This window comes from Candidatus Villigracilis affinis (genome assembly GCF_016705895.1).
Taxonomy (GTDB): Bacteria; Chloroflexota; Anaerolineae; order Anaerolineales; family Villigracilaceae; genus Villigracilis; species Villigracilis affinis.
Genome location: NZ_JADJKT010000045.1, coordinates 1 through 17,104 on the forward strand (window position 1 = coordinate 1; position 17,104 = coordinate 17,104).

Consider the following 17,104-nt stretch of genomic DNA (forward strand, 5'->3'; position numbering starts at 1 on the left):
CCGCCACAGCCGAAAACAGGGCGGCGGTAAAGAGCCAACGATTGTAAACGGATTGGAAACGCGGACAGAATGACAGATTGTGTATTCATTGTTAACTCCTTTTGTTGAATAAAAGATCGAATTTCAACCAAGAAAAAGTATCTCAATAATTTTATGCAGTTATATGCTTCTCTTTATATCCCAACAGCCTCAGCGCATTCGCTACAACCACCAGCGTACTGCCTTCATGAAAGATAATGGCAATCCCAATGCTCACAATTCCTGTCAGTGAAGTGATGACAAGCAAGGCGATCACGCCGAGCGAGATGAAAAGATTTTGGATAATAATGGCGCGAGTAGCGCGTCCAAGACCAACGGCGAAGGGTAACTTGCTCAAATCATCGCCCATCAAGGCAACATCAGCGGTTTTCGAGAGCGACATCCGTGCCTGCGCCACCCATTGCAATACCCACGGTTGCATTTGCCAAAGCGGGTGCGTCATTCACGCCATCGCCAATCATCGCAACCTGACCATATTCCTTTACCAAATCGCGAATAACGATCAATTTGTCTTCGGGCATGAGGTCAGCGCGGTAGTCGGTGAGACCCACTTGCGCGGCAATGGCAGAGAGCGGAACGGACGTTATCGCCCGTCAGCATAATGGTATGTTCCACGCCAATTTTCTTCAAGGCTTTCATTGTGGACGCGGCTTCCTGGCGCAATGTGTCTGCAAGAGCAATCAAGCCAATTGCTTTTTTATTTTCTGCGACCCAAAACAATGTCTTGCCCGTTTGTTGTAGCGATTGCGCTTTTTGTATTGCATCAGCGGCAAGTGTCACGCCCGCTTCGTCCATCAACTTTTGATTGCCAACCCAAATCGTCGTGCCATTCGTAACAGCGCGCAAGCCGCGTCCCGTCAGCGACTCGACTTCGTCCATAACGGAAACAGGCACACCCTGAGTCTGAGCGGCGCGCACAACGGCTTGAGCAAGCGGATGTGCAGATCGTGATTCCGCTCCTGCCGCGAGGGATAGTAAATCCGTTTCTTTCCACCCCGACGATTGAAACGTCACGATGTCAGTTACCTCAGGTTTACCGTGTGTGACCGTGCCAGTTTTATCGAATGCAATGGCTTTGAGGCGACCGAGGTTTTCGAGATGCATGCCGCCTTTTACCAAGACGCCATTACGCGCAGCTTGAGCGACGCCCGCAAGAATGGAAGCAGGCGTGCCAAGCGCGAGGGCGCAAGGCGATGCGGCGACAAGCAGAGTCATTGCGCGCAGAAAAGATTCACGGAATGGAAAACCAAACAGGGGCGGCAGGATGATGATAAACACAGTGACAATCAACACGGCGGGGACAAAGATGCGCTCGAATTTTTCAACCGTTTGTTGCGTGGGCGATTTCTGCGCCTGTGCTTCTTCCACCATTTTCATCACGCGCGACAATGTTGAATCTTTGGCAAGGCGGGTAACTTTTACTTCGAGCGCGCCTTCGCCGTTGACCGTGCTGGCAAAGACCTGATCGCCAGGAACTTTATCAACGGGCATGGATTCACCTGTGACGGATGCCTGATCTACGCCAGAGTTTCCATTTGATATGACACCGTCCACAGGGATGCGCACACCAGGGCGGACAATGACAAGGTCATCGAGTTGCAAAGATTCAACGGGCAGTTCCTGCTCTTTCCCATCGCGGCGGACGAGAGCAACTTTTGGCGCAAGGTCTGCCAGAGCACGAACCGCCGCGCGGGCACGATCAAGAGCGCGTTCCTCCAGCGCATGACCGAGGCTGAAAAGGAATAGAAGCAATGCGCCTTCGGCAAATTCACCGAGCGCCGCCGCGCCGAGCGCCGCCATAACCATCAGCAGGTCGGTATCGAAGTGCTTCTCTTTAATCGCGTGCCAGGCATGTTGCGAAATATCCCAACCGCCGAAGATGTATGCGGTGATGTAGAGAGTCGTGGCAATCGCTACTGGTAAACCGAAAAAGGTCTCACCGAGCCAGCCAATGAGCAGGAGTAATCCCGCGATGAGGCTGAACACGATTTCGCGGTTTTCCTTATACCAGCTTCGCAATCCTTCCACAGGGATTTCATATCCAAGCGAGCGCACGCGTTTTTCAATGGAAGCACGGTTGATCTTTTTGATTATCATATTCGATCCACATTTTTTCAGCAGGGTAGTTGACATTGACGGATAGCACGCCATCCATCCGCCCGAGACTATGTTCTATAACCCTCGCGCAATCGGAACAGTCCATGCCTTCGATGGGAACTGATTCATGATGAAAGCGGTTGATGATCTGCGCGCCCGCGCGTTCGGCGAGGCGTTTAACATCCGAGAGAGTTAACAAATTGGGATCGTAATGCAGACACAGGTCAACGGGGGATTTTTCCCGTTCGAGGTGGGCGCGCAGAATCCCTTTTTGATTCTGGAATGAGGCTTCGAGGCGATTGAGGCATTCGTCCTGCTCATCCTTCACATCAGGCAAAAGCAGGGGTATTTCCAATTCAATTGTTTTTTCCATAAGACAGGTCCTTATCAAATATCAGGTACGGGGAATGGTTAATAGCCCTCGCCTTGAACAGGCGGGGCAACAGACAGAAAGGTCGAAACTACATTGTAGGCGGGTGGGAAATATTTTCGCGCAAGCACCAGGGGATCGTCTGATCTGGCGTCGGCAGAAGGGAAACATTGGGTTTGTTTTGTGAGGGTTTGGGTTGTTCTGGCAGAAGGATCCCTGCATGAATGACACAGACAGACTCACTGGAAGCGTGAGCCGTGATATTTGCTGTGTTCACCCAATGCCCTGCCATCCCGATCAGGATCAGGAGGAGCAGGAGTGTTAGAAAAGCTCGTTGAACAGTGTTCTTCATATCAACCATGCAGGACGTGGTCGAGACCACGTTTGAATAGTTCAATCACATGATCATCATCGAGGCAAACAAAGACGTTACGCCCCTGTTTGCGGGTGCGGATGAGACGCTTGTCGCGCAGTCCGCGCAACTGGTGTGAGACGGCAGACTTGGTCAACCCCAAACGCGCCACCAGGTCACCGACACCAACCTCCCCATCAAGCAAAGCGCTAATGATGAGAATGCGTGTCGGGTCACTCAATGCGTCGAACAGGTTGGCGAGATCGGATGCGATTTCGGGGGTGACCTTATCTTTTGCCATGATTAGATCCAGCGGCGCACGTTTATCTGGTATTTGCGATAGTCCTCGCCGTATTTCTCTACGAGGAAATTCTCTTCCAGCCGCACCTGCACATGGATCAGGACGAAACCAAGCGCGGTAACGGTCAGGGTGGCGGCGGTGGGCAGGATCAACAACAGTCCAACCAACATGACCATCATGCCCAGGAAGATGGGATTGCGTGAGACACCAAACAAACCGTGTTGGACGAGGGTGGATTCGCTTTTCTCATCGATGCCGATGCGCCACGAGTCGCCCATTTGGAGTTGGGCAACCAACACCCAGATCAAAGCCAGCACAAGCAATACGATCCCGATAATTATCAGCATGGAGGAATTCATCCATGTGATGGGAGACAGCCAGTGATAAAAGCCTTCAAGGAAGGAAAACACAAACACGATCAAAGCGGTGACAATCAGGGTCAGACGAAATAGTTTGCCGACAAAGTCATGAACCGTATCGTCATTTCCCAGTTTATAAGGGTTGATGCCTGTTCGCTTCCAGGCAATGTAAGAGCGCCAGAACATGGCGAGTCCGAAGAACAAGAGGAAGTAAATGGGGAGGAAGATTTTCAATAGGGGCGTCATAGGTATCTCAAATAGTTGAATGGTTGCTCAACTATTTGAGATTATATACCTACTATCGCAAACTCGTCAAGATGGCAATGTAAATCCAAATGTTGTCCCCCGAGGCGGCTGATTTTCCACCCACACTGTTCCACCATGCGCTTCCACCAATTGCTTGACGATGGTCAGCCCAATTCCCGAACCGCCGCTGATACGAGAACGAGATTTATCGGCGCGATAGAAGCGGTCGAACACAAAAGGCAGATCGGCAGGTGAAATCCCCTCGCCTGTGTCAGATACTGTGATAACCACTTGATGGGGTGTATCACTCTCGCAACTTATTGTTACCTGCCCACCTTCGGGAGTGTGACGTAGGGCATTACTCAACAGATTCCGTATGACTTGTGTTATCCGATCAGTATCCACCTCAACCTGGGGAAGATTGGAAGCAAACTCGAGATTCAATTCCACTTGGCTGGATTGCGCTTGTAGGTGGAAAGGTTCAACTGCATGAGTGGTCAGTTCAGCAATATTCGTCCTGACACGTTCCAGTTTCAATTGACCCGACTCAGCCAACGAGAGCAAGCGCAAGTCTGCGACGAGACGTGTCAACAATGCGGCTTCATCACGAATGGTAGCAATTTCCTGCGGACTGGTTGGCAGGACGCCATCCAGCATGGCTTCGAGATTGCCTTGAATGACGGTAAGCGGAGTTCGCAATTCATGGGCAACATCCGCGATCATGTTTCGGCGCAATTCTTCGTGTTTTGCAAGCGAGTCTGCCATCTGGTTGAATGTAGTTGCCAGTGTTCCGATCTCATCTTGTGATTGAGTGGTGATGCGTTGTTTCAAGTCTCCAGAGGCGATTTTTTGAGCAGCGGTGGTCAACTTCTGAATAGGGGAAACAATTTGAAAGAATAAGATTGAGCCGAGTAACAAAGCTACAATAGCAGCTATGCCTCCGGCCAACCAGGTGGAATGATTAACCGACGAGACAAAATCTCCCGCCGCGCCAGGCATATTCGATCCCGCATTTAATGGCAGGAGTGTCCCCACCTGCTGATTCCCAACCAGGATCGGTACACCAACTGCAAGGTCAGTTGAAGCGACGGTTTTCCCTACATCCTGCGCGGTATTATCAGCAATGATCATCCCCTGTGCATCGGCAAGCAGGAGGCGTATTCCCATCATGCTCCAGAGGTTGGAAGCGTTGCCCATGCCCATGCTATCTTCATCCTGCCACATGCCCCAGTTTCCATTATCCATCATCCCCATGCCATCGCCCATCATGGAACCACCCCAGGGGTTATTGAGCAGACTTTCCACACCCTGCCAGTTTCCCTGCCGGCTGTAATACTGGGCAAGAGTTGGTGCAAGTTGTTGCGCGAACACCTTTCCATTTTGATCAATGTACTGGCTGAATTGAGTTCTGGTTGAACGGCTGACCAGGTAGGTATCAATGCCACCGCCGATCAATACGATCACCAGAAAAGCGCCCATTAACTTAAGCCACAGGCTACGAATCATGTCGGAACTCCGCAGAGAAACGATATCCCACACCGAAGACGGTTTCGATGAAGCGCGGCGCGCGAGCGTCATCGCCCAGTTTGGCGCGCAGATTTTTGATGTGTTGATCGATCACCCGCTCATAACCTTCATAGGCTCCACCCTGCGCGACTTCCACAAGTTGTAGTCTTGTGAATGCCTGACCTGGATGGTGCATGAGTGCAGTGAGGATGTCGAACTCAGTGGGAGTCAGTTCAAGAAGTTGATCGGCTTGAGTTGCAGTATGCGCTTCGAGATCCAGAAGAAGCGTATCAGCACGTAGAATGGGAGGCGGCTGTACCTGTCCATGACTTCGACGTAGCACCACACGCACACGCGCTGTCACCTCGCGCGGGCTGAACGGCTTGGTGACATAGTCATCTGCGCCAAGTTCCAAACCGATCAATTTGTCGCTCTCTTCACTGCGGGCGGTGAGCATGATGATGGGCGTATCCCCTTCGCGGCGGATCTGCCGGCAAATCTCCCAGCCATCCAGGTGCGGTAAATGTAAGTCAAGAATAACAAGATCAGGCTTTTCATGCCGAAAGGCAGGCATTGCCAGAGCGCCATCAGCGATGATGATGACCTGGTAGCCAGCCTGTTCGAGATACAGACGCAGGGTGCGCGTGATATGCGCTTCATCCTCTACAACTAAGATTTTGTCTGCCAAGATCGATCTCCTGTTAATCGCGCCTGACTGGGAAGATCATGCCTGTCGTTGCGTCATAGTGCGAACGATCCAGAAAATGCCGCCGATGATGAGAGCGAGAACGCCCAACGGAATGAGCCACATGAACAGCATCCCGACGAATCCGAAGGGCATCATGCCCCAGCCACCCATCATTGGCATGCCACGATAACCGCCCATCATATTTCCATAGCCATTGGCACAACCATACCCAAAGGCGAAGTTGTTTCCTCCGAAAGGCAGGAACATGCCGCCGAACAGTCCAAGAACGAAGAGGGCGATTGCGCCAATTACGATCCAGAGTGCAATGTTTTTCATTTTATCATCTCCTTAATTTGAGCAGTTAGTTATTTGGAGCGCCCAAGGCAATCCAATCCAGAATGGTTTGGATTTCTATTGAAGTAAGCGGGGAGCTCCGGAAAGGCATGTAACCGCTGTACACGTAGTAAGCAAGGCGGCTGTTATCTACATCGGAAGGAATAATAACTGCGCCGTTGACGCCGCCTTTCAGAACGTTCTCATAGGTATCGAGGAATAAACCGTTTGTCCCGCCATGACAAGCAACACAACGCGCAGCAAAGATCGGCTGAACATCATTATTGAATGAAACAGATGAGGTCGGAGTAGGATAAGTTGGCAAACTGTTATTGGGCGTAATCGGTGTGACACTCCAATTAGGATCATTCTGCCAGTCTCGCATCATTCCACCAGGCATTCCATAGCCATTCATCATGCCGTTGTGCATTCCGTTCCAGCCTTGTTGACCCTGAGGCACGTAATTGGGTTGCATCATCCAGCCGTGTTCCCATTCTCCTTGAGGACCCACACCTGCACTTGCATCAGGTGCAAGTGTCATCCATCCACCTCGTCCCCACTGTCCCTGCGGTGGAATGGAAAGTGGCGTTGTTTGCGGAATGAGCGTTTTCTGTATCTGCAATGGAGCTACCGTCGGCTGAAATTGCTGTTGAGGAACCACAGTGGGTTGGGCAAATTGTTGAACGGGGATATTGGTAGTTCGGGTCTGTGTGATGACTGTCCCAGCCACAAATCCGCCCACCAGCAATACGCCCGCTGCTACCAGTCCGAGAATGATCTTTATAACTTTCATGAGCCATCTCCTATTTGTGAAGTTATACACAGGATACCCACCAGATATATAGAAGTTGTGTAGAAAAAGTAAAAGTCTGATATATGCCTTGACAATTCATCTTGATTGAGTAAAATATCATTACATACTGATACGATGATATGAGGAAATATGCTAATCACTTCCACCACCTCCAGCATTGACCTGCAAGCCAAACTGTTTCGCGGTTTTGCCGACCCCTCGCGCTTGGGAATCCTGGATGCGTTGCGTAATGGACCGTTAACCGTAAGCGAAATCGTCGAGGCTACCAGTCTCTCTCAGCCTAATGTTTCAAATCACCTAGGTTGTTTGCGTGATTGTGGATTAGTAGCGGCTGAACAGCAGGGACGATATGTCACCTACCACTTGAGCGATGACCGAGTAGGAGAACTAATTGCGCTTGCCGAGTCGCTGCTCGCCGATGTCGCGCGCGGTGTCTATGAATGCACACGTTACAACATAAAGGTTTCTAAAAATGGCTAACACACAAACTCTCGAAATCCCCATCTCAGGCATGGACTGCGCCGAATGCACCCAGCACGTCCAACATGCCATCGAAAAACTGCCTGGCGTGCAATCCGTGAATGTCTTCCTCGGAACGGAAAAGGCAGTGGTGAAACTCGATCCTGCCCAAGTGGATATCCCCATGATCCGCTCCGCTGTTCAGGGTGCAGGATATAACGTGCCCGCTTCAGACGCCCCGAAAGCTGATCCCGTTTCAATGGGCGATTTCAACCGAAAACTGACCGTCATGCTCGTTAGCGTGTTCGCCATTATTCTCAGCGTGGTCATCTTTGGTGAAGTCCTCGGATTGTTCGACTTCCTGAATGAACGCGTCCCCTTCCTGTTTGGTCTGGTACTGGTGATTGCAGGCGGCTATCCCGTCTTCATGAATGTCATCCGCGCCACGCTCAAACGCCAGATTATCTCCCACACCTTGATGACCCTCGGTGTCATTGCCGCACTGGTTGTGGGTCAATGGGTCACGGCGGCATTGGTTGTGGTTTTCATGCGTATCGGCGATTATGTAGAGAACTTCACCACTGAAAGCGCCCGACGCGCAGTCAAGGAATTGACTGCACTCACCCCACAAACTGCCCGCGTGGAACGCGATGCTAAAGAAGCAGAAATCCCTGTCAGCGAAGTAAAAGTTGGTGAGACCATTATCGTGCGTCCTGGTGAAAAGATCGCTGTGGATGGTGAAGTGATCAGCGGACAGGCAACCATAGATCAATCTGCAATCACAGGCGAGTCCATGCCCATCGAAGCTGCAAATGGAACGCACGTCTATGCCGCGACCATCGCCAAATTGGGTAGTCTGCGTATCCGCGCCGAACGAATTGGATCGGATACAACCTTCGGGCGTGTGGTCAAAATGGTGGAGGAAGCGGAAGCGCATCGCGCCGATGTGCAGCGACTCGCTGATAAATTCAGCGCCTGGTATCTGCCAGTGGTCGCGGTTATTGCCATGTTGACATTTATTTTCACCCGCAATCCCTTATCGACAGCTGCTGTTTTATTAGTTGCCTGTTCGTGTTCTTTTGCCCTGGCAACACCCGTTGCCATGCTTGCCTCGGTCGGTGCAAGTGCAAAACGCGGATTGCTCATCAAAGGCGGAAAATATCTTGAATTGCTCGCACGTGCCGATGTATTGCTAGTGGATAAAACAGGCACACTCACTCTAGGTCAGCCGCAGGTAACAGATGTTGTTCCATTGAATGGACTTTCTCGAACTGAAATCTTATCGCTTGCCGCATCTGTTGAACGCTATTCTGAACACCCATTAGCGGAAGCCGTGCGTACCCTTGCCCGCAACGAAAATATCGCCTTGGTGGAACCGCAGAATTTCGAATCCGTACCTGGGCATGGTGTGCGCGCAGTGATTGACTCGCGCCGTGTTGCTGTGGGTAATCGCCGCTTGATTCCTTCCGCAGAATCGTTAACCATTACCAGTGAACTTGAAGCACAGGGCAAAACTCTTCTCTTCATGGAAAGGGATAACGAACTTGTGGGCGTGTTCGCCGCCGCTGACACACTGCGCTCAGAAGTTCCCGCTGCGCTGAAAGAGGTGCGTTCCTTGGGCATTCGTCATATCGAGTTGCTTACAGGTGATAATGAAAGAACTGCATCAGCCTTGGCGGAAAAACTGGGCGTTTCCTACCGCGCCAACCTACTACCCGAAAACAAGATTGACATTGTGAAGGAATATCAGGCGAAGGGACATGTGGTTGTGATGGTCGGCGACGGTGTGAACGACGCGCCCGCGCTGGCTCAGGCGGATGTTGGCATTGCAATGGGCGCGGCAGGCACAGATGTTGCCATCGAAGCGGCTCACATCGCCCTCATGCGCGAAGATTGGAATTTGGTTCCGGATGTTTTGAAGATCGCCCAACGGACCATGCGTGTTGTGAAAACAAACCTGTTGTTTACGACCGCCTATAACATCATCGGGCTGACTCTTGCCGCATTTGGCTTCCTACCACCTGTCCTCGCCGCTGCTGCGCAGTCGCTTCCCGATATCGGCATCATGGGAAATTCAGCGAGACTACTGAAACACAAGTCCTGAAGAAAACCTATAAAAATGACCCTGCATTCGCGGGGTCATTTTTATAATACCTAATCAGTGAGCCTCAGTTGTCTACTATAAGGCAATCGTGATGCCAAGGTTTCAAACGCCTGAAAGGTTTCAAGCGCATCCACTTCTGCAGGACTTTCTTTCAATTCAAGGTGAATAGAGTGCTTGTTGTCAAGAACAAGCGTTGGTGTACCGAAAACTTTCCATTGTTCAACAGCTTGCATGTGACTGTGCTTTGCGGCTTGTGCAAGTTGTGGGTCATGCCAGTCCGCTTGAAAACGATCCATATCCAGTCCCGCTTGTTCAGTTACAGCAATTAGAGTGGATTCTTCCCCCAACTCTAGAAACTGCTCATGCACAGCGCCTTCGAGCGCCTCATGAAAACGCAGGAAAGCCTCAGCACCCTGCCGGCGAGCCGCTTCCGCAGCGATAAAGCCTCGCAACTCTGAGTTGGCTGTAGACCACGGTTGGTTCCAATATTCATTCGGGTCATCCATCTGAATCGCAAAAGGACGCCACGTAATATCCAGAGGTTGCCCATTTTTCTTCACTGCATTCAGCCAGGTATAGACCAGATAACTTTCTCGGCAGGCATAACTATAGTAAATATCGATTTGCATACGAGCATCAGTTCCCTGCCTGGTCAGGCGAAGTTCGTTTAAGCACGCCGCTCAATAATGGCAGCGGGGTTTGAGACACCACTTCATCCAGATGCGCATCTCCACCCGTTTGGATCAACTGCTTGAGCGCGGTTTTGTCCTCGATACTTTCGAACAGCGTTGTTTGCAAAATCTCTTTGACTCCCTCGCCGCCTGTCAGCCGCAGCCAGAGCGGTCCGCTGTTCGGTTCAACTTCCAGTCCAAAGTTGAAGAAGGGACAACATAGCCGTTCGTTCTCGATGAATCTGGCAATCGCCATAAACCTGCCCGGTTCATTTACAAAGCGGATGGCAAAGCCGTTCGATAATTCCTGAACTTCCTGCGCCAGCGTGAACAATTGCGGAGCGGTGATGACATGCTCTTCACGCACGTCGGCGGGAATGGCTGTCAGGTCACAGGCTAAAGGTGGTCTCTCATTCAAATCAGTAACCATTTCTAAATCTCCTCTGAAGCGCGTATCTTGTTCATTGATTGAACGCTGGTTTTGCGTCTGGTTTCGTTCTTTTGTCCCAGCCAACGAAAGCCTAAAACCAAACTCACTATGGAAAGCAGGGTCAGTCCACCGTACACCCAGCCAATATAGGCTGACAGCCAGGCGGCGATAGGTGTCCCTGCCAACAGAACGATGGCAATCGGTATGATGATCGGCGTGCAACAAGGACTGGCAATACAGGCAATGCCAAACATTACGGCACTGCGAATTTTCTTCCACATATTTATCTCCTGATTTTGGCTTTTGTTTATGGGTGGTACGGATATAAGAATTGGCTCACTACTCTTTGGCTCGGAGGAACAACTGCATGATCCTGGAACGCAAACGGCTGTTCCATCTTCAGTAACACTTCCACAATGGTCTGTCATTAGGCTTTCTCCTCGCGTTGAATGGTGACCTGCCCACTTTGCAAATCGGTGGTAATGATATAGCACAGGCAATCGTCATCGCACTTTTTATCAGGGGGTAAACCTTCCCCGTCAGCACGCACACGGCTGAGGTTGTCGCGTAAAGCCAGCAGGTCAGCGATGCGGCGGTCAAGCTCGGCAATGCGTCCGTCAATGGAATCCAGCACTCGTTTGCAAGGCAGGGTTCCTTCGTCGCGCGCCGAAAGGAACTCTGCAATATCTGTGAGGCTGAAATCGAGACTGCGAGCACTGACGATGAACCGCAGACGCTCAACGGTATCAGGTGGATATTGACGGTAATTATTCTCCGCTCTTGGTGGGTCTGGTAGCAACCCGATGGATTCATAATAGCGGATGGTCTTGGCGGATACGCCGCTTGCTTGTGCGAGTTCGTGAATGAACATGGTCATGGCTCCTACTTTACACCTTCCAGTAACTGGAATGTCAAGACCCAGTTTTTGGAAATGTAAACCGCTATGAAAAAGTATCGTACTTTTGATTGAGATTTACTGATCAGTGTCTCGGCCAGTACATGATGATCAACACGCCGATCAATGCAATAGTGCCGCCGAGCAAGTCCAGTTTGTCGGGAGCTTTATGATCGATCCCCCAGCCCCACAGAATGGATAACACAATAAAAATGCCGCCATATGCCGCATAAACCCGCCCAAAGTTGGCAGGTTGTAAAGTTGGAATAATTCCGTACAGCACCAATATGACCGCACCCAATACAGCATACCAAATACTTTTTCCCTCTCGTATCCATAACCAGATCAAATACCCGCCTCCAATCTCAAAAAGACCCGCAAGAACAAAATAAAAAATCGACTTTGTAATTTCCATTTACAGATTCTACTTGGTTTTAAAATCCGTGCCATTCCTTTAAATGATTCTTATTGCCGTCATGTCTTCTCCATTATGCACACTGACAAGATGGCTACTCCGGTAGTGGTTTATTTTCAGAGCCATTAAGAACCAATGATTCTCCTAGCGACACGAAACAACCTCCCCATAATCTGAATCTATATGATATCGGCTGGCAGTTCAACTGTCAGCCGATTTTCATTTCAAAAAGGAGATTCCATGTTTACTTTGTTCAAACGTTTTATCCGCGAAGACGACGGTCAGGACTTTGCCGAATACGCCCTGATCCTGGGCGCCATTGGCGTGGTCGCGATTGCCGTGATCGCCCGCTATCGCAATGAACTGATCGCCGCCTTCGAAGCCGGCATCGAAGCCCTGCGCATGGCGCGAGGCGGATAGAGATGTTCCGGGGCAGACGATGGCAGAGTTCGCCCTGGTCATGCCGATTCTGATTCTGCTTATGTTCGGCATGACCTTTGCCGCGTTCTATGCCTTCCGATCCGCTGCCACAGACTGGGGCGTGTTCATCACGGGTGTTGCTTCCGGCTCATACAACACACCCGCCACCGAGCACGCCCGTGACAATGTTTTATGGCCCGACCTGGCAGACCGCATCAATGCCGGGCAGACCGGTCCGCGTCAGGTGCGTTCGCTGATCAGCGTGGAAGACTCGCGCAATTGGATCTTTGGCATCCGCCTGATCGAAGCGCAACGTGCAGAAACCAATTTTCGTCTATGGCGGTTCTATCCCGGTCCACCCCCTGCCGGAGGGTTCGAATGAGAGCCCGTCATCAAATAGGCGAACGCGGTCAGGCCCTGGCAGAGACAGCCTTATTCGCAATGCTGGCAGTCATCATGGCATTTGGTCTGCTGGCATGGATCCCGACGCATCGCGCCCGCACCGCCGCGACTGCCGCGCTGCTATGCCTGTTCACAGTTCCTGTCACAATCGCCTGATCCGGCACGCGCCAGAAACAATGCCGTGAATGTCGCCTGGCAAACTCTGAACGCGGATTGGTCCGCCACGGCGGGAGTGGAATATCGGGTGCAGATCTCACCTCCCAGCGGACCGGGAGAGCCGGGTCAGTGCCTGGTCTCATTTCAAGCGCCAACCTTGTTCAATGGTCTGTTGGGCTTGAGTCAATCCGGATGGAACAGCGAGTGGTTCATCTCGCGGTCGGAGACCTGGAAAGCAAAATGGCGATGAAGGTCAAACTCAAAGAGCGCGGACAATCTGTTGCCTTGTTCGCCATCCTGATGCCCATCATGTCACTCTTTCTACTGGGCATCCTCGATTACATGGTGACCAACGCGCGTGTGATGGAGACCGTGGCAACTGCCGACCTTGCCGCTCATGCCGGCGCACAGGAGATCACAGTCTTGCCCGATGGAACCATCACCGCCACCTCTGCTGGCAACGGGATCGCCGCTACTTACTTCAATTCACAGCGACCGGGGTCCGCGCACCTTACCTCGGTCTCCTGTGGACGACATCAAGGGCGCCCTGCCTGTTATGTAACCGCGCAAGTTCAATCTGCGGGGTACTTGTTCCCCGCCCGCTGGGTGACCGTGCGCGCCATTGGATATCTGGCGCATGGCGTGACCCGCGAAGATCAATAATTTTTTTGGAGAAGAATGAAATCCCTTTGGAAAACAATCCTGGATGGATTGACCTATAAAGACCTTGCCGGGAAACGGCAACCCCGCACTTTACACCGTTGTCACCAGGCTGATCCTGCTCCTGCTTTTTATGGCTGGAGGGATGGCAGGATTGAATCGGTATCTGTTGATGAGCCGTGTACAGGCCACTCCGGAAGCAGTCGCCTTCCCGACACAGACGATGGAGCCGATGGCAACGGAAACCATTGTGACCAGCCCATCGGGAGCTGTGGATTCGTTTGGCTGTCCAACAGATTCGTCGGAGTGGTCCTTCACGCCGACCATGATCAGCGAGAATTACCAAATCATCCAGCCAGCTTGTGTATATCAAGGCTTGGAGAAAACCATTGCATGGGCGTTGGCAATCCGTGAAGGCTACAGCCGCGCCGAAGCCACTGAACTGCTTGGGTTCACAGAAATGCCCATGCGACAGATGGAAACCGTCACCCTTCCCAAGGAAGCAAATGATCTTGTGGATGTGCCGGTTAGTTTCATCCCACCCAATCCCGATTTCAAGGAATGGCGTCTGAATGCCAATGGCAAAGCGGCGGTAGCATATGGACTGCGCGGCTGTTTCGAGACATCCTCTGTGAAAGGCAATCGCGTCGAGATCTGGGGCGGTGAATATCCGGTAATCTGTCTGGTGGTGGAGGATGCCGAGAACACGCACATCCTCTATGCGTTGAATGATCACATCTACATCGACCGCACGCCGATCCGTTCGTTCCTGCTCTTTGGGTATCTGGGTGATGGGCAGTGGGTCTGGCTGGGAACACAGACGGAACCCAAGTTGGAAATTACCGATGCAAAGGAAAATGCCAGCGACCGTCTAACCGTGGCAACCCTATACGACTCCCAGCCCTGGGATGCGAAGTGGCTGAGCACAACCTATCATCTTGACATGCAAACGCTGCCGGAAAACTGGCAGTCCTTCACGGATGAAAACGAGAAGCAGTACATCCTTTCCGTGTTATCGGGAGCGCGCCATGAAACGCGCCAGTCTATTTCTTCTGCTGATCGTCCTGATCTCCGTTCAACCTTTATCCGTCCTGGCACAGTCTGCCCCATCCTGTTCCTTTCAACCGGATGGAAGCATCATTTGCACAACAGGTGGAGGAAATGAAGGAGGCGGAGAGGAAGGCGGTGGAAATAACAATAACAACAATGGCGGTGGCGCTTGCACACCCGGCAATCATCTGGCATTCCAGGTCGTTGAATATTATTCGGAAAGCAGTTCCTGGCCAATACCACACCGCCACAGCATCGCTGTACATCTTTCTCTGTGGCGGCTGACGGTATTACCTGAGCCAACAACGGCTGGAACGTAAGTGCGCGTGTGACGTTTCCCGAGATCTATCTGGATGTGCGCCCCTATCCTGCGACTCTTGTTCGCTGGCTACCGTTGTCCGAATGGCGGTATGCCTGAATCCTCCGGATCAGGTGGCGTGAACTATATTCCCAATGGCGGCGGATCGCCCAGTCATCCACAGGTGGGCGACTGGCAAAATCTACGCCTGACCCTTACCTTGCGACCGGCGGGTCCCATGTTTGTGACCCTGCCACTGATTGGCGACCTGATGTTAGCCAACGGCGCAAGCCAAACCATTCAATGGGAAGTGCCTTCCCATCCGGCGTGGAGCGACCACCCTCGCAGGCAGTGTCAGTGGACTGGATGAACTCCCCGGAGATATGCCCTTGTTCGTCGGCAACGGACGCGCTCCGTACAAGTTGTTCTGGGAGTTGCGTTATCAGGAGTATGAAGCCATCGAGGGCTGTCTTGCCGGTCCGAATGGCAACGGAAATTACAACTGCGGCGGCGGAACCGGACATCGCGGCATCACTGGTTATGAATGGAAAACTCATTCCAGCGGAGGCGAGATTCCCCCATCTGCTGTGGCAAATCTACCTGCCGCGAGAATGGCGGATATCAACAATGATGGCACGCCTGATGCCTATTGGGATACCAATCTGACCCTGCAACGCATGGATGATGCAGGCAGTATCAGCAATCCCCAATACCAGCGTTCCTGGAATTGGGGCGGGATCATCTATTGGGCGGTGCGTGAAGGACAGGGACAGATCGGCTGGCCGGGGCAATAACCGTTCATAGTAAGCGTTCCGACACAAGCAAAGGCTTGCCTAGATCAAGCACCGTTTGAATTGCCCGATCCAGGAGCCTGCAATAGCGCTTTGTATCCAGCCTTCCGGAGTCCAATGCCTCATCCAGTTCCCAGGCATGGACTCGCAGAAATGCTCTGGGCAAACAGGAATTCCAGCGATGACGGAGCAAACTGCCTGCCCTGTGCCTGTAGCTGCAAGGCGGCACGTGCAGCTGGAGATGGGGTCGTGTATGCCTCAATCGCCCGACTTAACCTTTGGCGGATGACCAATTCTTCCAATGGAACACGTCCGATTCTGAGGTACCTGTTTTGCACATCCACCAACGCCATAACATCCGAATGCGGTCGGCGAATTCATGCGGGGTATTCGCACCTGCCAGAACTTCCAGCGCCTTCATGAAGATTGAATCTTTCTCACCCACACGGGTTGTATCCCTTCTGCACACTCGATGCCACGATATTTGAGTGCGCCATCTTGAAGCACCAAAGTATTGGTTGGGCACTGAGACACGTGCATCCCGTTTGGAAGCCGGAAAGCAACCCACTGAAAACTCCTTCCATGCAATGGGAATTGCCTGTTTTCTCTTCGATGGCATTCATAAGTGACGTAAATTCTGATGGCTTGTGAAATCCCTCCTGCTGGACAAACAAACAATCCCATACATAAAATCGTGAATCCCATATCCTCTGCCACCTCCGCGCCCAGCTTGTAACATCAACTCGCGGCCCATGGCGGTGACTGCTTCATGGGATTCGATTTTTCCGCAAAGCGGGCATTCTTGTATCCCAAGTACCCAAAGCACACCACAACCACTTCAGGCGCCGCAGCACGGGCGAGGATTCCAACTCTGCAATCGCGCGGGTCGAGATCGGAGAGGATGTCTCTTTAGCATTAGGCGTTTTTCCAACAGAGGTCGCAGGGTTTTTGGTATCAATCCCTCTGGCGCATTTTCCAGCCCCAACGGTTCTCGGAGAGATATTGTGTTCCTACCATGATTGCAGGATACATGGAAGAGAAATCGATCTGTGCCACATTACCGTGTAATCCAATGAGGGGTTGATAGATCGACGCCATATGAGCAACACGGGATCAATCCGGACAGCGTCTTTCGTCCCTTCAACCCTGCTGCTTTTGAACAGGAACCATGACTGCGTTGCATAACGCAGTCAGCATCTGCATTGCAGTGATGCCTGCGCCGGAGATTTACGCGCCATCTCCTGCACC

The 17,104-nt window shown here is 51.9% G+C and carries 26 protein-coding genes; 9 read left to right on the forward strand and 17 right to left on the reverse strand.

Annotation, left to right across the window (positions count from 1 at the left end; all coding sequences use genetic code 11):
• Positions 1–151: 151 nt before the first annotated feature.
• From IPI86_RS25340 to IPI86_RS25390, 11 genes are all read right to left on the reverse strand, one after another.
• Positions 152–421, reverse strand: a complete 270-nt coding sequence (locus IPI86_RS25340) for a hypothetical protein (RefSeq protein ID WP_345300830.1) — start codon at positions 419–421, stop codon at positions 152–154.
• Positions 399–560, reverse strand: coding sequence for an HAD family hydrolase (locus tag IPI86_RS25345; protein WP_345300831.1), 162 nt, complete (start codon positions 558–560; stop codon positions 399–401). The genes IPI86_RS25340 and IPI86_RS25345 overlap by 23 nt, the downstream gene beginning before the upstream one ends.
• Before the next feature lie 4 nt (positions 561–564).
• Positions 565–2,136, reverse strand: a complete 1,572-nt coding sequence (locus IPI86_RS25350) for a heavy metal translocating P-type ATPase (protein ID WP_345300832.1) — start codon at positions 2,134–2,136, stop codon at positions 565–567.
• The gene (locus IPI86_RS25355) at positions 2,102–2,509 is read right to left on the reverse strand and encodes a heavy metal-associated domain-containing protein (protein ID WP_345300833.1); all 408 of its coding nucleotides are present in this window, start codon (positions 2,507–2,509) and stop codon (positions 2,102–2,104) included. Before IPI86_RS25355 ends, IPI86_RS25350 begins: the two co-directional genes overlap by 35 nt.
• A gap of 88 nt (positions 2,510–2,597) precedes the next feature.
• The gene (locus IPI86_RS25360; RefSeq protein WP_345300834.1) at positions 2,598–2,858 is read right to left on the reverse strand and encodes a hypothetical protein; all 261 of its coding nucleotides are present in this window, start codon (positions 2,856–2,858) and stop codon (positions 2,598–2,600) included.
• 1 nt (position 2,859) lies between these two features.
• Positions 2,860–3,159: a metalloregulator ArsR/SmtB family transcription factor gene (locus IPI86_RS25365; protein ID WP_345300835.1), complete on the reverse strand. Its 300-nt coding sequence runs from the start codon at positions 3,157–3,159 to the stop codon at positions 2,860–2,862.
• A gap of 2 nt (positions 3,160–3,161) precedes the next feature.
• Positions 3,162–3,764, reverse strand: coding sequence for an isoprenylcysteine carboxylmethyltransferase family protein (locus IPI86_RS25370; RefSeq protein ID WP_345300836.1), 603 nt, complete (start codon positions 3,762–3,764; stop codon positions 3,162–3,164).
• Positions 3,765–3,830: 66 nt separating this feature from the next.
• The gene (locus tag IPI86_RS25375) at positions 3,831–5,270 is read right to left on the reverse strand and encodes an ATP-binding protein (RefSeq protein ID WP_345300837.1); all 1,440 of its coding nucleotides are present in this window, start codon (positions 5,268–5,270) and stop codon (positions 3,831–3,833) included.
• On the reverse strand, positions 5,260–5,958 hold the full coding sequence (locus tag IPI86_RS25380) for a response regulator transcription factor (protein WP_345300838.1): 699 nt from the start codon (positions 5,956–5,958) through the stop codon (positions 5,260–5,262). The genes IPI86_RS25375 and IPI86_RS25380 overlap by 11 nt, the downstream gene beginning before the upstream one ends.
• 36 nt (positions 5,959–5,994) lie before the next feature.
• The gene (locus tag IPI86_RS25385; protein WP_345300839.1) at positions 5,995–6,294 is read right to left on the reverse strand and encodes a hypothetical protein; all 300 of its coding nucleotides are present in this window, start codon (positions 6,292–6,294) and stop codon (positions 5,995–5,997) included.
• 25 nt (positions 6,295–6,319) lie between these two features.
• Entirely contained in the window at positions 6,320–7,084 is a 765-nt protein-coding gene (locus tag IPI86_RS25390; RefSeq protein ID WP_345300840.1) for a c-type cytochrome domain-containing protein, read from the reverse strand.
• 150 nt (positions 7,085–7,234) lie between these two features.
• On the opposite strand from IPI86_RS25390, the gene IPI86_RS25395 reads away from it, so the two are divergent.
• Together IPI86_RS25395 and IPI86_RS25400 are read left to right on the forward strand one after the other, a co-directional pair.
• Entirely contained in the window at positions 7,235–7,585 is a 351-nt protein-coding gene (locus tag IPI86_RS25395) for a metalloregulator ArsR/SmtB family transcription factor (protein WP_345300841.1), read from the forward strand.
• Positions 7,578–9,668, forward strand: coding sequence for a cation-translocating P-type ATPase (locus IPI86_RS25400; RefSeq protein ID WP_345300842.1), 2,091 nt, complete (start codon positions 7,578–7,580; stop codon positions 9,666–9,668). The genes IPI86_RS25395 and IPI86_RS25400 overlap by 8 nt, the downstream gene beginning before the upstream one ends.
• Before the next feature lie 50 nt (positions 9,669–9,718).
• Here the strand turns inward: IPI86_RS25400 and IPI86_RS25405 are convergent, their stop codons facing one another.
• The 5 genes from IPI86_RS25405 to IPI86_RS25425 form a co-directional block, all read right to left on the reverse strand.
• Entirely contained in the window at positions 9,719–10,297 is a 579-nt protein-coding gene (locus IPI86_RS25405; RefSeq protein ID WP_345300843.1) for a DsbA family protein, read from the reverse strand.
• Between the two features lie 7 nt (positions 10,298–10,304).
• Positions 10,305–10,769: a hypothetical protein gene (locus IPI86_RS25410; protein ID WP_345300844.1), complete on the reverse strand. Its 465-nt coding sequence runs from the start codon at positions 10,767–10,769 to the stop codon at positions 10,305–10,307.
• A 2-nt stretch (positions 10,770–10,771) separates the two neighbouring features.
• Positions 10,772–11,050, reverse strand: coding sequence for a hypothetical protein (locus IPI86_RS25415; RefSeq protein WP_345300845.1), 279 nt, complete (start codon positions 11,048–11,050; stop codon positions 10,772–10,774).
• 146 nt (positions 11,051–11,196) lie between these two features.
• Entirely contained in the window at positions 11,197–11,640 is a 444-nt protein-coding gene (locus IPI86_RS25420) for a heavy metal-responsive transcriptional regulator (RefSeq protein WP_345300846.1), read from the reverse strand.
• A gap of 109 nt (positions 11,641–11,749) precedes the next feature.
• Positions 11,750–12,079, reverse strand: coding sequence for a YnfA family protein (locus tag IPI86_RS25425; protein ID WP_345300847.1), 330 nt, complete (start codon positions 12,077–12,079; stop codon positions 11,750–11,752).
• 240 nt (positions 12,080–12,319) lie between these two features.
• On the opposite strand from IPI86_RS25425, the gene IPI86_RS25430 reads away from it, so the two are divergent.
• The 7 genes from IPI86_RS25430 to IPI86_RS25460 all read left to right on the forward strand — a co-directional run bounded on the left by IPI86_RS25430 (position 12,320) and on the right by IPI86_RS25460 (position 15,859).
• On the forward strand, positions 12,320–12,499 hold the full coding sequence (locus IPI86_RS25430) for a Flp family type IVb pilin (RefSeq protein ID WP_345300848.1): 180 nt from the start codon (positions 12,320–12,322) through the stop codon (positions 12,497–12,499).
• A gap of 19 nt (positions 12,500–12,518) precedes the next feature.
• The gene (locus tag IPI86_RS25435) at positions 12,519–12,881 is read left to right on the forward strand and encodes a TadE family protein (RefSeq protein WP_345300849.1); all 363 of its coding nucleotides are present in this window, start codon (positions 12,519–12,521) and stop codon (positions 12,879–12,881) included.
• Positions 12,878–13,057, forward strand: a complete 180-nt coding sequence (locus IPI86_RS25440; RefSeq protein WP_345300850.1) for a hypothetical protein — start codon at positions 12,878–12,880, stop codon at positions 13,055–13,057. The genes IPI86_RS25435 and IPI86_RS25440 overlap by 4 nt, the downstream gene beginning before the upstream one ends.
• 192 nt (positions 13,058–13,249) lie before the next feature.
• Complete coding sequence (locus IPI86_RS25445; RefSeq protein ID WP_345300851.1) at positions 13,250–13,720, forward strand: pilus assembly protein TadG-related protein; 471 nt, start codon at positions 13,250–13,252, stop codon at positions 13,718–13,720.
• Positions 13,721–13,784: 64 nt separating this feature from the next.
• Positions 13,785–14,882, forward strand: a complete 1,098-nt coding sequence (locus IPI86_RS25450; protein WP_345300852.1) for a hypothetical protein — start codon at positions 13,785–13,787, stop codon at positions 14,880–14,882.
• Between the two features lie 238 nt (positions 14,883–15,120).
• Positions 15,121–15,435: a hypothetical protein gene (locus IPI86_RS25455; protein ID WP_345300853.1), complete on the forward strand. Its 315-nt coding sequence runs from the start codon at positions 15,121–15,123 to the stop codon at positions 15,433–15,435.
• A 13-nt stretch (positions 15,436–15,448) separates the two neighbouring features.
• Entirely contained in the window at positions 15,449–15,859 is a 411-nt protein-coding gene (locus tag IPI86_RS25460; protein WP_345300854.1) for a hypothetical protein, read from the forward strand.
• 268 nt (positions 15,860–16,127) lie between these two features.
• Here the strand turns inward: IPI86_RS25460 and IPI86_RS25465 are convergent, their stop codons facing one another.
• Positions 16,128–16,277 carry a hypothetical protein gene (locus IPI86_RS25465; protein ID WP_345300855.1) on the reverse strand — a complete coding sequence of 50 codons (150 nt, stop codon included), beginning with the start codon at positions 16,275–16,277 and terminating at the stop codon, positions 16,128–16,130.
• Positions 16,278–17,104: the final 827 nt, after the last annotated feature.

Coding starts and splice junctions, on each gene's coding strand:
- IPI86_RS25415 (WP_345300845.1), bottom strand. CDS start 11,050: ATGTGGAAGAAAATTCGCAGTGCCGTAATGTTTGGCATTGCCTGTATT.
- IPI86_RS25345 (WP_345300831.1), bottom strand. CDS start 560: ATGCCCGAAGACAAATTGATCGTTATTCGCGATTTGGTAAAGGAATAT.
- IPI86_RS25360 (WP_345300834.1), bottom strand. CDS start 2,858: ATGAAGAACACTGTTCAACGAGCTTTTCTAACACTCCTGCTCCTCCTG.
- IPI86_RS25340 (WP_345300830.1), bottom strand. CDS start 421: ATGTCGCTCTCGAAAACCGCTGATGTTGCCTTGATGGGCGATGATTTG.
- IPI86_RS25465 (WP_345300855.1), bottom strand. CDS start 16,277: ATGAAGGCGCTGGAAGTTCTGGCAGGTGCGAATACCCCGCATGAATTC.
- IPI86_RS25390 (WP_345300840.1), bottom strand. CDS start 7,084: ATGAAAGTTATAAAGATCATTCTCGGACTGGTAGCAGCGGGCGTATTG.
- IPI86_RS25455 (WP_345300853.1), top strand. CDS start 15,121: ATGTGCGCCCCTATCCTGCGACTCTTGTTCGCTGGCTACCGTTGTCCG.
- IPI86_RS25420 (WP_345300846.1), bottom strand. CDS start 11,640: ATGTTCATTCACGAACTCGCACAAGCAAGCGGCGTATCCGCCAAGACC.
- IPI86_RS25440 (WP_345300850.1), top strand. CDS start 12,878: ATGAGAGCCCGTCATCAAATAGGCGAACGCGGTCAGGCCCTGGCAGAG.
- IPI86_RS25460 (WP_345300854.1), top strand. CDS start 15,449: ATGCCCTTGTTCGTCGGCAACGGACGCGCTCCGTACAAGTTGTTCTGG.
- IPI86_RS25400 (WP_345300842.1), top strand. CDS start 7,578: ATGGCTAACACACAAACTCTCGAAATCCCCATCTCAGGCATGGACTGC.
- IPI86_RS25350 (WP_345300832.1), bottom strand. CDS start 2,136: ATGATAATCAAAAAGATCAACCGTGCTTCCATTGAAAAACGCGTGCGC.
- IPI86_RS25375 (WP_345300837.1), bottom strand. CDS start 5,270: ATGATTCGTAGCCTGTGGCTTAAGTTAATGGGCGCTTTTCTGGTGATC.
- IPI86_RS25410 (WP_345300844.1), bottom strand. CDS start 10,769: ATGGTTACTGATTTGAATGAGAGACCACCTTTAGCCTGTGACCTGACA.
- IPI86_RS25430 (WP_345300848.1), top strand. CDS start 12,320: ATGTTTACTTTGTTCAAACGTTTTATCCGCGAAGACGACGGTCAGGAC.
- IPI86_RS25445 (WP_345300851.1), top strand. CDS start 13,250: ATGGAACAGCGAGTGGTTCATCTCGCGGTCGGAGACCTGGAAAGCAAA.
- IPI86_RS25395 (WP_345300841.1), top strand. CDS start 7,235: ATGCTAATCACTTCCACCACCTCCAGCATTGACCTGCAAGCCAAACTG.
- IPI86_RS25355 (WP_345300833.1), bottom strand. CDS start 2,509: ATGGAAAAAACAATTGAATTGGAAATACCCCTGCTTTTGCCTGATGTG.
- IPI86_RS25365 (WP_345300835.1), bottom strand. CDS start 3,159: ATGGCAAAAGATAAGGTCACCCCCGAAATCGCATCCGATCTCGCCAAC.
- IPI86_RS25370 (WP_345300836.1), bottom strand. CDS start 3,764: ATGACGCCCCTATTGAAAATCTTCCTCCCCATTTACTTCCTCTTGTTC.
- IPI86_RS25405 (WP_345300843.1), bottom strand. CDS start 10,297: ATGCAAATCGATATTTACTATAGTTATGCCTGCCGAGAAAGTTATCTG.
- IPI86_RS25435 (WP_345300849.1), top strand. CDS start 12,519: ATGGCAGAGTTCGCCCTGGTCATGCCGATTCTGATTCTGCTTATGTTC.
- IPI86_RS25385 (WP_345300839.1), bottom strand. CDS start 6,294: ATGAAAAACATTGCACTCTGGATCGTAATTGGCGCAATCGCCCTCTTC.
- IPI86_RS25425 (WP_345300847.1), bottom strand. CDS start 12,079: ATGGAAATTACAAAGTCGATTTTTTATTTTGTTCTTGCGGGTCTTTTT.